This window comes from Bacillus sp. S14(2024) (assembly GCF_050473785.1).
Taxonomy (GTDB): domain Bacteria; phylum Bacillota; class Bacilli; order Bacillales; family Bacillaceae_G; genus Bacillus_A; species Bacillus_A yunxiaonensis.
Map to the genome: position 1 here is coordinate 734378 of NZ_JBFLUP010000006.1, position 16246 is coordinate 750623.

General features: G+C 36.0%; 11 protein-coding genes and 2 pseudogenes. All 13 read left to right on the forward strand.

What is annotated here, in order from left to right; translation table 11 throughout:
• The first annotated feature begins 7 nt into the window (after positions 1–7).
• The 13 genes and pseudogenes from AB1279_RS04055 (at position 8) to AB1279_RS04115 (ending at position 16214) form a co-directional block, all read left to right on the forward strand.
• Complete coding sequence (locus AB1279_RS04055) at positions 8–1354, forward strand: 2-hydroxycarboxylate transporter family protein (protein ID WP_429757913.1); 1347 nt, start codon at positions 8–10, stop codon at positions 1352–1354.
• 66 nt (positions 1355–1420) lie between these two features.
• Complete coding sequence (locus tag AB1279_RS04060; protein ID WP_429757914.1) at positions 1421–2632, forward strand: NAD(P)-dependent malic enzyme; 1212 nt, start codon at positions 1421–1423, stop codon at positions 2630–2632.
• 897 nt (positions 2633–3529) lie between these two features.
• Entirely contained in the window at positions 3530–5137 is a 1608-nt protein-coding gene (locus AB1279_RS04065; RefSeq protein ID WP_429757915.1) for a sensor histidine kinase, read from the forward strand.
• Positions 5134–5841, forward strand: coding sequence for a response regulator (locus AB1279_RS04070; protein WP_429757916.1), 708 nt, complete (start codon positions 5134–5136; stop codon positions 5839–5841). Before AB1279_RS04065 ends, AB1279_RS04070 begins: the two co-directional genes overlap by 4 nt.
• Before the next feature lie 529 nt (positions 5842–6370).
• Positions 6371–7837: a catalase gene (locus tag AB1279_RS04075; RefSeq protein WP_429757917.1), complete on the forward strand. Its 1467-nt coding sequence runs from the start codon at positions 6371–6373 to the stop codon at positions 7835–7837.
• A gap of 192 nt (positions 7838–8029) precedes the next feature.
• A pseudogene (locus AB1279_RS04080) lies at positions 8030–8272 on the forward strand (catalase); the annotation flags it as partial.
• Positions 8273–8603: 331 nt separating this feature from the next.
• A pseudogene (locus tag AB1279_RS04085) lies at positions 8604–8714 on the forward strand (IS6 family transposase); the annotation flags it as partial.
• Positions 8715–8919: 205 nt separating this feature from the next.
• Positions 8920–11082 (forward strand): Cna B-type domain-containing protein, encoded by a 2163-nt coding sequence (locus tag AB1279_RS04090; RefSeq protein WP_429757918.1) that lies wholly within the window; start codon positions 8920–8922, stop codon positions 11080–11082.
• An 88-nt stretch (positions 11083–11170) separates the two neighbouring features.
• Entirely contained in the window at positions 11171–11647 is a 477-nt protein-coding gene (locus AB1279_RS04095) for a cell wall hydrolase (RefSeq protein ID WP_429757919.1), read from the forward strand.
• A 172-nt stretch (positions 11648–11819) separates the two neighbouring features.
• The gene (locus tag AB1279_RS04100; protein WP_429757920.1) at positions 11820–12260 is read left to right on the forward strand and encodes an ester cyclase; all 441 of its coding nucleotides are present in this window, start codon (positions 11820–11822) and stop codon (positions 12258–12260) included.
• Between the two features lie 198 nt (positions 12261–12458).
• Positions 12459–14006 (forward strand): spore germination protein, encoded by a 1548-nt coding sequence (locus AB1279_RS04105; RefSeq protein WP_429757921.1) that lies wholly within the window; start codon positions 12459–12461, stop codon positions 14004–14006.
• A gap of 4 nt (positions 14007–14010) precedes the next feature.
• Positions 14011–15114 (forward strand): GerAB/ArcD/ProY family transporter, encoded by a 1104-nt coding sequence (locus AB1279_RS04110; protein ID WP_429757922.1) that lies wholly within the window; start codon positions 14011–14013, stop codon positions 15112–15114.
• Positions 15111–16214 (forward strand): Ger(x)C family spore germination protein, encoded by a 1104-nt coding sequence (locus tag AB1279_RS04115; protein ID WP_429757923.1) that lies wholly within the window; start codon positions 15111–15113, stop codon positions 16212–16214. The genes AB1279_RS04110 and AB1279_RS04115 overlap by 4 nt, the downstream gene beginning before the upstream one ends.
• Positions 16215–16246: the final 32 nt, after the last annotated feature.

A 16246-nucleotide genomic window follows, 5' to 3' on the forward strand; every position in this document is an offset into this window, starting at 1 on the left:
TGCCTCAATGGGGATTCAAAATAAAATGGAAACGGTGTCACCTGTAGGTGAAGCAGAAACAAAGCAGGAAACATTTGTTTCAAAAATTATGAACATAAAAATTGGTGTTATACCATTACCTTTATATCTTGTATTAGCAGCTATTATTTACGGAGCATCTGTATATAATAAATTGCCTGCTGATATGATTGGTGGATTTGCAGTAATTATGATTATTGGAATTTTCTTAGGTGATATCGGAATGAAAATTCCAATTTTAAAGAACATTGGTGGACCAGCAATTCTTTCACTATTTATTCCGTCATTGCTTGTGTTCTTTAATTGGATGAACCCAGCTTCAATGAATGCTGCCAATATGTTAATGAAAAAATCGAACTTTTTATATTTATATATTTCTTGTTTAGTAGTCGGCAGTGTTTTAGGAATGAACCGTAAAGTGTTAGTACAAGGGTTTATTCGTATGTTTATTCCGTTAATTGTAGGAACAATCGCTTCTATTGCAGTTGGATTATTAGTTGGATCGTTATTTGGATTTGAAATGAAGAGAACATTCTTCTATATTATTGTGCCAATTGTAAGCGGTGGTATCGGAGAAGGGATTTTACCACTTTCCTTAGCTTACAGTGAGATTTTACATCAATCATCAGCAACATTTGTATCACAGCTTATTCCAGCAGCGGTTATCGGAAATATGTTTGCGATTATAGGTGCTGGATATATGAAACAACTAGGTGAGAAAAAGCCAGAGCTTAGCGGTAATGGTATATTGGTGAAAACAGGTAATCAAGATGAATTATTAAAAGAACAAAATACAGAAAAACCGATTGATTTCTCATTAATGGGAGCAGGTTTATTACTTGCATGTACATTCTTTATTTTTGGTGGATTTGCTTCTAAATTTATTGGTATTCCAGGACCAATCATCATGATCTTTTCAGCAGCACTTGTAAAGTATTTTAAATTGATGCCAGCAAAAATGGAGCAAGGTGCGTATCACTTATATAAATTTATTTCGACAAACTTAACGTGGCCATTAATGGTTGGTTTAGGATTGTTATACATTCCGTTAAAAGATGTAGCAGCTGTTCTTTCAGTTGGATATGTTGTTGTGTGTGCATCAGTAGTAGTAACAATGATCGTATCTGGTTACTTTGTTGGAAAAGTAATGAAAATGTATCCAGTCGAGTCTGCAATTGTAACAGGATGTCATAGTGGATTAGGAGGAACTGGAGACGTTGCCATCTTATCAGCTTCAAACCGTATGGAATTAATGCCATTTGCACAAATTTCAACGCGTTTAGGCGGGGCAGCAATGGTTGTAGCAGCAACAATTTTATTAAAAATGTTTTCGTAATATATGCAGACAAGCTAGCTATGTAAAGACATAGCTAGCTTGTAAAATTAGGAGGAGATTATTTTTATGTTAGAGAATCAAATTAAAGAACGTTCGTTATTGCTTCATAAAGAATTAGTAGGGAAAATTGAAATTACGAGTAAAGTAGAAGTAAATTCAGCAGATGATTTAAGTTTGACATATACACCAGGTGTAGCTGAATCCTGTAAGGCCATTGCTGCGGATGAAGAAACTGCTTACGACTATACAGCGCGCGGTAATATGGTTGCGGTAGTTTCGGATGGAACAGCAGTACTTGGATTAGGGAATATTGGACCGAAAGCAGCTATGCCTGTTATGGAAGGGAAAAGTATTTTATTTAAAAAGTTTGCGAATGTAGATGCATTTCCGCTTTGTCTTGGAACGACGGATGTAGATGAAATCGTAACCATAGTCAAAAATTTAGAGCCTACATTTGCAGGGATTAATTTAGAAGATATCGCAGCACCGCGTTGTTTTGAAATTGAAAAACGTTTAAAAGAAGAAACGAATATTCCGGTGTTTCATGATGATCAACATGGAACAGCAATTGTTGTTTTAGCGGCGGTGATTAACGCGTTAAAAGTAGTAAATAAAACGATGGATGAAGTGAAGATTGTCATTAATGGAGCTGGTTCTGCAGGGATTGCAATTGGTAAATTATTATTAAAAGCAGGGGCACAGCATATGACGTTAGTAAGTTTAGAAGGTGTCGTTTGTGAAGGAGAATCATGGATGAACCCTGCACAAATCGAGATTGCGAAAGAAACAAATCGTGAACTTGTACGTGGAACATTAAAAGAAGCGATTCACGGCGCAGACATTTTTATCGGCGTATCTGCTCCTAACGTATTAACAAAAGAACTTGTGAATACAATGAATACAAATCCAATTGTGTTTGCAATGGCGAATCCAGTACCAGAAATATTCCCAGAGGATGCGCTAGAGGCTGGAGCAGCTGTTGTTGGAACAGGACGTTCTGATTTTCCAAACCAAGTAAATAATGTATTAGCATTCCCTGGTATATTCCGTGGTGCATTAGATGTACGTGCCACAGATGTTACAGAGGAAATGAAATTAGCTGCGGCGTACGGAATTGCTAACATTATTACGGATGAAGAACGAAATGCAAATTATGTCATTCCAAATCCATTAGATAAAAGAGTCGTACCAAGTGTAGCAGCTGCGGTAGCAAAAGCAGCCATTGAATCAGGAGTGGCACAAATCACAACGATGCCAAGTTATTCTATCGAACAATAAAGTGAAGCTTTAATCCCGAGCCCCTCACCTCAAGATTGTGGGAAAAGCGGGGAATGAAAAAAATACTGCTGGAAGTTTCACTTTATAAATTGTTATCTTTTAGTTTGCCAAATTAAAAAGGTATCCATTGTCAATCATGGATACCTTTTTTGTACGCTTAAAAACACTACAAATATAATCTTCGAAAATAGAGTTGTCTAATTCGCATTTTGTGAATCTATATTTAAAAATTCAAATTGTATTCAGTTTAAAGAAATCTTGTAACAAAAATATGACAGTTATAATAACCATTCCGAAATTAAGGATGAGTGCTGTTATAATGGATAAGTCTGTGATATTTAGGAGCAAGATACATAGTGAAAAAATCGATGTAAAAAGGGGAATGATATATCTTATTCTTGTTATCACATACCCTTTACTTTTTTGAAGATATATCATAAGTAAACTAATAAGTAATAGTAAGGGAGCAGTAATAAGAACCCCGAAAAATCCTACAGCATCTTCAACATACCAGGGTAGAAATCGCATGGTTGAGGAAAAAATAAATGTGTTAAGTACGAAAAGAACTAACTGTATAAGAGATAATCGTATAAACATGTTTTTTTGTTTCATAGTGTTAAATCTCCCTTCGGTGTAATTTTACACTATTTTATTAATAATTCACTTTGATGTCAAATCATAAGCGGCGGGTGAAGAAAACACTGATAATAGTTTCAATTTATTTTTACATTAGGACATATAAATGTATATGGGATTTTCAAAACTGTAGTATATTTGTATCGGAACTAGTAAAGTAATGGAGATGACCTCGATTATACTAAATATTGTTTTATTAAAGAGAATAAGAGATATAGGTTTCGCGTGTAATATAGAAGAACAAAGGGAGATAGTAGAGGGATGAGGAAAAGAAAAACTTCGTTAGGGTTACGTACAACAATTACGTTGCTAGTATGTGCTGTTGTTGCATTTTCTTTGCTTGTAACAGATATTTTAATTAGTCATAATGTCGAGCGTGCGACAGAAGACAGTCAAGCAGAAAAAGCAAAAGTGATTGCGCGTATTGTGGCAGATTCACCGCTCGTAATTGATGCTTTAGCGGGAAGAAAAGATACATCTGAAATTCAAACGTACACGAATAGACTTTTAAAAAATACAGGTGTTCACTTTATTGTAGTCATGGATATGAATGGGATACGAAAATCTCATCCAGACCCTCGGAAAATCGGCCAGCATTTTGTTGGAGGCGATGAGGGCATAGCCTTGAAAGGAAAAGAATATGTATCAATGGGAAAAGGCACATTAGGGGAATCTATGCGAGTGTTTGTACCAATCTTTTCTGAAACGAAAGAACAAATAGGGGTTGTTGCCGTCGGAATTTCAGCTGATAATGTGGAAGAAAGGGTTAAGGAGAGCAGACATATTATTTACATCGGTATCGGTGTGGGAATTTTAGTTGGAATTATAGGTGCTATTTTATTAGCAAGACATATTAAGAAGATTTTATTTGGCCTCGAACCAAGTGAAATTTCAAAAATTTTAGAAGAGCGGAATGCCATGCTGCAATCTGTCAAAGAAGGAATTATTGCTATCGATAAGGATGCGAGGGTTACTTTAATCAATAACGAAGCAAAACGGTTAATTGAGAAAAGTGGGATTAAAGAAAATTTTGTTGGTCAAGACATTGGAAAGTATATGCCGAACTCAAGTATAAAAGAGGTATTAAAAACGGGAGTAGCGCAGTTTCATCAGGAACAAAATCTACATGGGATTACAATTGTTACGAATCGAGTTCCTTTATACGTAAAAGGAGAAATTGTGGGTGCAATTGCAACTTTTCGTGATAAAACGGAGATTAGGCAACTAGCAGAGCAGTTAACGGGGATTCGGTTATATGCAGATGCTTTGCGAGCACAATCGCATGAATTTATGAACCAAATGCACGTCGTATTAGGGTTAACATATATGAAAGAATATAAACAATTAGAGACATATATTAGCAGCATGGTGTCAGAGCATCAATATGAAATTGGTGATGTGATGCGGAAAATAAAAAATCCTGTGTTTGCAGGGTTTATGCTCGGTAAACTTAGCTATGCGAGAGAAAAGGGAATAGAACTGATTATAAGCGAAGATTCACATTTACCAGAGTCAGCTGATGAAAGTATTATTCATGAACTCATTACAATTGTAGGGAATTTAATTGATAATGCATTAGATGCAGTGGCAAACTGTGAATCTAAGCAAGTGCATATTTCTATTCAATATAAGGATAAGTTGATTGTCAAAGTTACAGATACAGGACATGGAATCAAAAAAGAAGAAATAGATAAAGTCTTCACCAAAGGGTATTCCACAAAAGGAGAAAACCGAGGTTATGGTTTATATCTTGTAAAGGACAGTATAGAGCGTTTAAAGGGAAATATACGTATTGATTCAGTGTTAGGAAAGGGAACGACAATCACCGTTGAAGCACCATATAAAAGTAGGGATGAGATAGAAAGATGATTAAAGTTTTAATTGTAGAAGATGATCCAATGGTAGCTATGTTAAATAAGCATTATTTAGCACAAGTTGGCGGATTTGAACTTGTTCATACGGCTAACTCTGTAGATGAAGCGTTACAAGTGTTAGAGAAATCTCATATAGATTTTATATTGCTTGATATTTTTATGCCTGATGATACAGGGTTTGAATTACTATTGCATATTCGCAATAAGGAAAAAGAAATTGATGTGATGATGATTTCAGCGGTGCATGATATGGCGAGTATAAAAAGAGCACTGCAATATGGAGTTGTCGATTATTTAATTAAACCATTTACATTTGAACGTTTTAAAGAAGCGTTATCTGCCTATCGTGAGAAATTTAGATTCATGAGGAAGCAACAAAATATTAATCAATCTGAACTAGATGCACTGATTTTACAAAAAGAAAAAGTAGAATCTCCCGTAAGTAAAGAACTTCCAAAAGGATTAACAAAACAAACATTGCAGTTAGTTTGGAAACAAATAGAATCGCTTCATGGAAAAGAATTTACAACAGATGAAATGGCACAGTTAGTTGGAATTTCAAGAGTATCTATTCGAAAGTATGTCCTATTTTTAATTGAAATCGGAGTTTTAGAAAATGAAATGGTCTATCAGCAGGTAGGAAGACCGGTAAGCAAACTGCGTTGTATCGATGAAAACAAAATAAAGTTGTACATGTAAATCTGTCTCAAAAGGTCGTCGAATAGCGACCTTTTGAGACAGATTTTTGAATAGAAATGAACCTTTTTATCCCGCTATTCGTGGGACAATGAGCCCCCACTGATGGAAGTATCGTTTTAATTTCTCTTAACGTGTCTTAATGAATATAGATATTTAGTGTTAATTTGTGATAATTGTCGGATTTGTCAGAAAATTGACGTTTTTTGTTGCTGTACTATATTTTTAGTGCTAAACTAATAATTATTAAGAGAGAGTAGCTAAAACCCTCCCCTTTTAAAATAAAAATACAGAAAATTCAGTCTTAAAGAGATTGTCATGTATGTTTGCTACTCTTTCTTCTTTTTTATATTATATAAAACCCAATAGAGTAGATATGCGAGATGACTAAGAGGTAATGATTTAGTGGCAATAGTTTTAAAAAAGTAAAAAAATTTTATATAAATAATTGACAATGGAGTAACTTTTTAATAATAATTAGATTATAATAATTTTAAATAAGTATTTATTATTTAAAAGGAGGCTTTTTAAAATGAATTTTAATCATCGTTTAACAACAAACCAAGGTGCTCCCGTAGGAGATAACCAAAATTCTCGCACAGCAGGTCGCCGTGGGCCAGTATTATTAGAAGATTATCATTTAGTAGAAAAGTTAGCTCATTTTGATCGTGAACGTATTCCTGAGCGTGTTGTACATGCGCGTGGTGCAGGTGCTCATGGTATTTTCGTAACAAAAAATAGTATGAAAGAATATACAAAAGCAGCATTTTTACAGAAAGAAGAAACAGAAACACCTGTATTTGTACGCTTCTCAACTGTTATTCATGGCCAAGGTTCCCCAGAAACGGCTCGTGATCCAAGAGGTTTTGCGGTGAAGTTTTATACAGAAGAAGGAAACTATGATCTTGTTGGTAACCATTTACCTGTATTCTTCATTCGTGATGCAATGAAATTCCCTGATATGGTTCATTCTCTAAAACCAGCGCCTGATACAAATATTCAAACACCAGATCGTTACTGGGATTTTATGACGCTAACACCAGAATCAACTCATATGTTAACTTGGGTATTTTCTGATTACGGTACACCTGCAAACTATCGCCAAATGGAAGGATTCGGTGTCCATTCATTTAAATGGGTAAACGCAGATGGAGAGATTGTATACGTAAAATACCACTGGAAGCCACAACAAGGCGTACGTAACTTTAATGTAAAAGAAGTAGAACAAGTGCAAGGAAAGGATTTTAACCATGCAACTCGTGATTTATTTGATGCGATTGAGCGTGGGAATTATCCAAAATGGGATCTTCATGTACAAGTCATGAAACTAGATGAAATGGATTCTCTAGAGTTTGATCCACTAGATCCAACAAAAATGTGGCCAGAAGACCGTTTTCCATTAATGGAAGTAGGCACAATGACGTTAAATCGTAACCCGCAAAATTTCTTTGCAGAAGTAGAGCAAGCAGCATTTTCACCAAGTGCAACTGTGCCTGGTATTGAACCATCTGAGGATAAATTATTACAAGGACGTTTATTCTCTTATCCGGATACACAGCGTTATCGCTTAGGGGCAAATTACTTACAAATACCTGTAAACTGTCCGTATGCAGCTGTGCATAACCAGCAACGTGATGGTTTCATGCAAGTGAACCAACAACCATCCACAATCAATTATGAACCAAGTCGCCATGCGGAAAATCCAAGTGAAGATCCGGCATATCGAGATTCAACTATGAAACTTACAGGTTATGTATCTCGTGAAAAAATTGAGAAACCAAACGATTTCCAACAAGCTGGTGAGCGTTATCGTTCATTCTCTCAAGAAGAACAAGATAACTTAATTGCGAACTTAGCAAATGATTTAAAAGATGTAAATGAACAAACAAAATTACTTGCAATTTGTAACTTCTTCCGTGCAGATCAAGAGTATGGTATGCGTTTAGCGCAGGCATTAAACGTTGATATTTCGGCATATATGGGAGGAATTGTGAAATAGTGGGAGTTGAATGTAAATATTATGAGTCCCAGCAAACAGTTAAGTTTTGATATTGTTTGTTTTAAGTAGAATTCTATTTTTCTGTCAAAGAATTAAATAATTAAATTATGTATTAACGGTAACCCGAGTAGTAGACAAATGAAAAAGTCACTATTTGGGTTTTTTGTTATTTAGGGAAGAGGTACTGTGCATAACCAACAACTATCTGCAAGCAATTATGAATCAAGTTGTCATACTGGAAGTTCAAGTGAATATGCGACGTATTAAAATTCAATTATGAAACTTATAGGTTATGTAGTTCGTAAAAAAACTGAGAAACCAAATGATTTAAAAAATGTACATGAACAAATAAAATTGCTTATGATTTGTAACTTTTTTCGTGCAGATCGAGAGTATGGTATGTGTTTAGCACAAAGATTAAATGTTGGTATTTGATTATATATAGAAAGGAACTATATGATAGGGGATGCTTTCAATAGCTATTTTTGGGAAAAACATGCGGTTTCTTTAATTACAAAACTAATTACAAAACTTACAAAAACTATTTTTATTATCAAAACAGTTTTAAAATTGTGAATTACGATATGAGGGATTTATATGGGGATTCATAAGGTTCTGGTGCAACAGAAGTTGTGAGTCGTTAAACATCGACTATCAAACTCGAACATACTGATACTATTAATCTGAAAACGATGAAAGAGCGCAATATACATAATTTTAATATTATCATCATGCATTGAGCATATCAATATGGTTCTGAGTTAATCGGTGTCATCTTAGGGAAACTAACGATTCTTGGCGAGTGGATTCCGAAGAAAAGATGATTAATTTTTATCTTAGCAAGATAAGAGACAACAAGCCTGCAAGTTTTGTATTTTTTACTTTTCGTGGCATAGCATCATACATAGTCGATAAAGATTAAGCTTGTCGACAATTGATGGAAGAGTGAAAGAAAGACGAAACGATGTTAGCAGGCACCTAAATCATTTAAGTTAAATACTCAGATGATTCATTAGGGCGGAATCATTGTCAAAGCATATTTGTACCAAGAGCCATCTAATTATTATTTATAGGAGGCTTACATGGGTATAACTTTCAAAAGAGTAACTTCGATTTTTTCAATTGTAATGATTTTTATGTTTACTATAGGTCAGAGTTTGATGCCTATAATAGCGAAAGCACAAGAAATAAATACAACCGGATTTGTTGATAGCTTTACGTTCGATAAAACGGACCTAACTTACGGAGAACGAACGGGAATAAAAGTTAATTTTAGTGATAAATCTGGAAATAAAATGAAGGCTGGAGACACACTAACATTAACATTACCTCAAGAATTACAAGGATATAGTCGAAAGATTGACTTAAAGAATGATGCCGGTGTTACATTTGGTACTTGTCAAGTAACGACAACGAATGTCGTATGTACATTTACTGATGTAGTTGAGAAGCTTCAAAATATTAGAGGATATTTTTATTTTGAAGTTCAAGCAACTAGTACTGTAGCAACAGGACAAACAATAACGGTTGACACAAATCTAGGTACAGATTTACAAGCGCAAAGGGTAACAATTAAAGGGCCAACTGAGGGTGGTGGTGGGACAGTACCATTTTCCTACAAAACAGGTAGAATTGACCCAGATGCTCCAACTAAAGTAAAGTGGGATTTGCCTATAAACAATAACAAAGAACAGTTAAGTGCTGATATTGTTTTGAAGGATACTCTAGGATCGGGTCAAACACTTGATCAGGATGGTTTTACCTTAATAGTTGGAAATGAAAGTTTAACACCACAACAATTCATTGATAAGGGTTATGGAACGGTCACTTTTAACGGTAATTCTTTTGACATTAGGGCTTATAAGGATCAGGTTAGTGGTGAGTTTTTCCTTTTAAGGTATACCTCTACTATAGCTGAAAGTGGAATGAGCCAAGAAAGTCTTTTCAATGATTATACGATTAATTACCAAATTTTAAATGGACAACCGGTAATCCATTCAGATAGTGCCTGGGTTAAAAATATAAATGCTGGCGGCGGTGCGCAAGGTGACTTACCTCCGAAAGGAACATTAAGAATCGTTAAGCACATTGACGGGAACGAAACAAAACTCATCCCAAATGTTACGTTTAAGTTGTATAAGGAGTCAGGTGAACAAATTGGCGATACTTATACAACAGGTGCACAGGGGATTGTTGAAATGTCTAATTTAGACCCAGGAAATTACTATGTAACAGAGATTAAAGCTCCAGACTATCTGGATTTTGATCCTCAAGCAAAAATAAACTTTACAATTGATGCAAATGCTCAAAAGGGTGTAAAGTTGATGATTCCGAATAAGGTGAAAACTACATCTGTTACTGGAACAAAAACATGGAATGATAACAATGCACCAGATCGTCCAAGCACAATTAAAGTAGACTTACTCCAAAATGGTACTGTTACCCAAACACAAGAAGTAACAGCGGCAAATGGTTGGAACTATACGTTTGCAAATGTACCCGCGTATGATGATGATGGTAACGCATATACGTATACAGTAAAAGAACAACCAGTAGCAGGATATAAATCGGAAGTAAATGGTTACAACATTACGAATACAAAAGAAGCGAAAACAACAGTAGAAGGAACAAAAACGTGGAAAGACGACAATGCGACAGATCGTCCGGACAAGATTCAAGTAGAATTACTGCAAAATGGTCAAGTTATCAAAACACAAGAAGTAACAGAGGCGAACGGTTGGAAATATACATTTGCAGATTTAGCGGCATATGATGCGAATGGTGCTGCGTACAAGTATGAAGTGAAAGAACAACCAGTAGCAGGATATAAATCGGAAGTAAAAGGTTATGATATCACGAATACAAAAATCAAGGATGGAACAGTTGTAGATCCAAAACCAGATCCAAAACCAGATCCAAAACCAGATCCAAAACCGGATCCGAAACCAGATCCAAAACCGGATCCAAAACCAGAGATAAACAAAGAATCAAACACAAGTACAAACACAGAGATAAGCAAAGAATTAAACACAAGTACAAACACAGAGATAAATAAAGAACCAAATAAAGGATCGAACACAAATACAAATAACGATTCAAAAGTTCCACCTACTAAAGGAAATGATAAGAAGGCAGTATTACTTCCTGAAACAGGAGGGACACCAGCGGAGATAATTTCAATTGCTGGAGGTATGGTATTGTTCATTTTAGGTGGAATCCTATTCTTTCGTCAAAGAGTTAAATAATTAGGTTATTTATTAACCGTAACCCGAGTAGTAAGCAAGTTAACCTATTCGGGTTTTTTGTTATTTAGAACATGTCTTTTTTAAACAAATGTTCCTTGCTGCATATAGTTATAGGGAGAACGGAGGGATAACAGTGACGAGAATTGCCTATACAGAAAGTGATGTTGATTTACTTGCTCGTCTCATGCGAGCAGAAGCAGAAGGCGAAGGGCAACAGGGAATGATGGCAGTAGGGACAGTTGGCGTGAATCGTGTAATGTGTGATTGTTTAGACTTTAAACAGATTACAAATATTCAACAAATGGTGTATCAGCAGCCAGGTGGATTTGAAGCAGTGACGAAAGGGTATTTTTATCAACGGGCAAGAGAGAGCGACAAGGCAATGGCAAGAAAATGTTTAAATTATGCTCGTATATGGCCAGGTGTATATTCTCTTTGGTTTTTTCGTCCAGTTGGCAGTTGTCCTCCTACGTGGTGGGATCAACCTCATGCAGGACAATATAAGAATCATTGCTTTTATGAACCGTCTGGAGATGAATGTCCGAAGGTGTATAGCGGAAAATAAAGTAGGTAGCGTGGGACAAATATATAGGCGTTTTTTACGATATAACGGTGCTTCGGCACAACATAAAGACCAGTCGGCGATATTCGATATACGAAAAAAGCACTTCATTTCCAAAATGAGGTGCTTTTTGTTATATTCATAGAAAATGATATTGAAAGGAAGCGACTGTTATATGATGCCTGAGATTGTAGTTAGAAGATTCTTTGAAGAAATACGTTCAGGACGTAATCTACATATAGTCACAGAGTTCATGGCAGAAAAGGTGTTGGCTCATCAAGTTCAAGCTGAAGATGAAGTTACAGTTGAAAGATCTCCTATGGATTATGCGGATCATGTGCAAGAGATGTTGGATGCTTATGGTACATTTACTTTAGAAATTCAAGAGTTGTTAGTATCTCAGCAAGATCGTGTATATGTTCGATGGAAACAAACAGGTACTCATATTGGTGAGGTTGATGGATTTCAACCAACTGGTCTTCCTATCATTGAGTTAGCGAGCGCGGTGTATCGTGTAGAAGGCGGGAAAATTGTAGAGTACTGGATTCAAATTGATCGTACTGGCATTACAGCGCAATTAGAACGAAATAAAAAGAAAAAAATCGAAAATAGTTAAAAATATTTATTTTATATCCTTAACACAAAAAAGCATTTCTTTCTAATCATACAGAAAGAAATGCTTTTTGTTTTGGAGATTTGGTTAAGAGGACTGTTCGTTCGCAAACAATGAGTCAGAATCGTTATTAGAATATTTTTCCTTGGAGAATGCATACTAAAAAATAATATGGAACGTATGTAGAAAGGGATGGAATTCATGGCTAATTTTCTGAATCGGTTGAAAGGTAGACGTAATTTAAATTCTTTTCCAATACGCGATAATACTGATTTTCAGGAAAAAAACATACAGGACTCCTTTCTCGAAACTGATTTATCTAAGAATATTGCTCAGCTTCAGCAGTTCTTTCATCAATCTCCTGATTTGGTGATTCGCCGGTTTCAAATGACCGCAGACGGATTGGAAGCAGCCTTGGCCTACTTGTCCGGATTAACAGACAAGCAATCGATTCAAAATCATGTTTTAAGTCCTTTGATGCATAGTGCCGGTGATCCGAATACGGAACTGCCTATTACATTAGCCCAGGTTGAAATCGTTGATACATGGAGACAAATCGAAAATGCTATTTTGCAAGGAGATAGCATTTTATTTATTCACGGTCGGACTACGGCACATCAATTAGATACGAAAGGATGGCCGCAAAGAAATATTGAAGACCCTAGGAATGAAATATCTTTAAAAGGTGCGCATCAAGCGTTTGTAGAAGATGCAAGGCAAAATATTGCATTGATTCGGAGATGTATTCCTCATGAAGAGTTAATGTTAAAAGAAATGACAATCGGTATGCGGGGAAAAACAAAGGTTTCCATTTTATATTTGAAAGATGTAGCTTCTGAAGACGTACTGAAAGAACTGGAAACAAGAATGCAAGATATTACAGTGGACGCTGTCGGTGGTGCCGGAGAACTTATCGAATTCATTGAAGATAATCCCTATTCACCGTTTCCGCAATTTATGCTCACTGAAAGACTTGATTTCGCGGTATCTCACATTCTGCAAGGAAGATTTGTGACGGTTGTGGATCGTTCTCCCAATGTATTGATTGCTCCTGTAAATTTTATATCTTTTTTTCAGGGGGTTGATGATTACGGCACACGTTGGTTAGTCGCTTCGCTTATCCGTCTGCTTCGTTTCATGGCTTTTCTAGTTGTTCTATTTTTCCCAGCAAGTTATGTTGCCTTTATTTCTTTTAATTTTGAAGTCATTCCTGTGCCACTTTTTTTATCTATTGCGGAATTCAGGGCGACTGTTCCATTTTCGCCTATTATGGAAGCACTGCTTATGGAAATGACCTTGGAAATGATGAGGGAAGCAGCTTTACGTTTACCGACTCCTATCGGTCAAACAGTCGGAATCGTAGGCGGAATTATCATTGGACAGGCTGCTGTTCAGGCTGGAGTTGTAAGCAATATTATGATTATTGTCGTTGCTGTTACAGCCATCGCTTCTTTTATTATTCCAAATTATGATATGGGTTCAGCAATTAGAATGCTGCGATTTCCTATGATGCTATTAGCTGCCATGTTTGGAATTGTAGGAATCGTTATCGGCTGGATGACATTAGTTGCACATTTAATAAGCCTTGAATCGTTAGGTACTCCTTATGGTACTCCGTTGGCACCTTTTCGCTTTGCGGATATGAAGGATGCTTTTATACGTTTTCCTTTATGGGCAATTAGAAGTCGTCCTAAAGGTGCTAGAGCTATTCGATCTATCCGCCAAGGGAAAAATCAGAATAAAAGGTGAGGCTATGAAAAAGTATGCTTACAATGAAATCACTCTTATGCAATATATTTTTTTAATCAATGGAATGCAGGTGGGAACAGGGGTTTTAGCTCTTCCGCGAGTACTTGCAGAGAAGGCTGGAACAGATGGATGGATAGCTATACTTATTGCGGGATTATTATCTACAATAGCCGGTATATTTATAGTTAAAACATCTCAAAGATACCCTGATGATACGCTTTACGACATTCTTATACGGTTATTTGGAAAAATAGTTGGGAAAGGGATAGTCGTTATTTACATGATATATTTTATTTTTTATTCCGGTATCATTCTTGTAAACGCGATGCTTTATCTGAAAGGCTGGCTTTTGCCGAAAACGCCTGACTATATCATTATATTTTTGTTCGCAATTCCTACTCTTTTTGTTGCACGCAACGGTATTCATATTATAGGGAGATACAACGAGCTCGTTTTTTATATGACATTTTGGATTGCACTGTTTTTTTTGATACCGCTAAGAGAAAGTAGTACTTGGCTCCATTTCTTTCCGTTACTGAAAGACGGGTGGGTACCGGTATTAAAAGCTGTGCCGACAACTGTGTATACTTTTTTAGGATTTGATGTTGCATTCTTCTTGTATCCTTTTCTACAAAAAAAGCAATACGCCGTCCATGGAATTGTGATTGCAAATACCTTGTCGACGTTATTTTATCTCTTTACCACTCTTATTTGCTTTGCCTATTTTAGCCCTGATAGCATTACAGAATTTAACCAACCAGTACTGAACTTGCTTAAAGTAATTGAATTTCGTTTTTTAGAACGTTTTGACATGGTTTTATTGGCTGTTTATTTAATGGTTGTTTCAAAAGCTTGGATTCCTTGCATATACTGTGCTGTATTTTGTTCTAGTCAATTACGTGGAAAACAAGACCATAGCTCTGATGTTATTGTTCTATTATTATTTATTATTGGCTTCATATTTTGGACACATCCTACTTGGAATGGATCAGAGGTTTGGCAACAGGCAGTATCAAATGCTGGGTTAGCATTGACGTATATGGCACCTGTTATTTTATGGATATACAGCTGGGTATATGAGAAGTATCATCAGGGGGGAATACGTTGAGAAGGAAGGTACTATGTTGTGTTCTGTTAGTAACGTTCATGATGGCTGGATGCTTTGATCAAACAAGCGTTGAAGATGTTTCCCTTACTCTTATACTTGGTATTGATCTAGATGATAATGATAATTTATTGGTGTACATGTCAAGTCCCGTTTTTAATAAAGAAGCAAAGCAGAAAGAAGAAACTACGGGCGTGAAATCTGTTACAGTTCGAAAATCTAGAGAGAAATTTGATGCTACGGTTATGGCGCTAACATCGGGAAGTAAAACCCAGGTTCTGTTAGTTGGGAAACGGCTGCTGAAACGAAAAAACTGGCAAGAATACCTTGACCCATTTTATCGAGATCCAAAAAATACAGTTACTGCGCGGGTTGTTGCTGTAGATGGACCTGTTTCGGATGTAATGGTTTATAATCCAAAAGATAAACCTCGACTTCCCTTATATTTAGCAAAATTAGTTGATACCGCTTCTATAAGAAATGTCACGGTAAGAACAACTCTTCAAGAATTTCGTGAACAATCGAAAGAAAAAGGCATGACAGCAAGTATTACCGAGATGAAAAAGAAGAAGAGAGTATGGTTGACAGGAACAGCCTTGTTGGATGCAAAAGGAAGATATAAATTAACGTTAACACCGGATGAAAGTATGCTGTTACGTATTTTACAGAACGAAAATAAAGGTGAATTTCCATTTACACTTGCAATCAAGCCGAAACCGGGTGAGCGTAATAAAGATTTGATAAGCTTCTCTGCTCAAAACATCAAGGTAAAGACAAAGGCAAAATATGACGGGCATTTTATATTTAATACAGATATAAAGATGAGAGTTATCATTACAGAACGGCTTTTTTCATTCAATACAAGAAAGGACGCAGAGAAGCTGCAAAAAGCTATTGAAACTAAGCTAGAAGCCGATTTCAAGCACTTAATAAAGAAAATACAAGATGCCGAAATCGATTCTTTTGGATATGGTAAATATGCGAGAGCTTACACATATCCAGAGTGGAAAAAAGTCCAAAATCAATGGGGGAAGGCATTTGCAAAGGGTGATGTGAATGTTAAGGTGAATGTAAACATCGCTGGGATGGGAACGATTAAGTAATAAGAATTCAACTAGGATACGTATGGAAACTG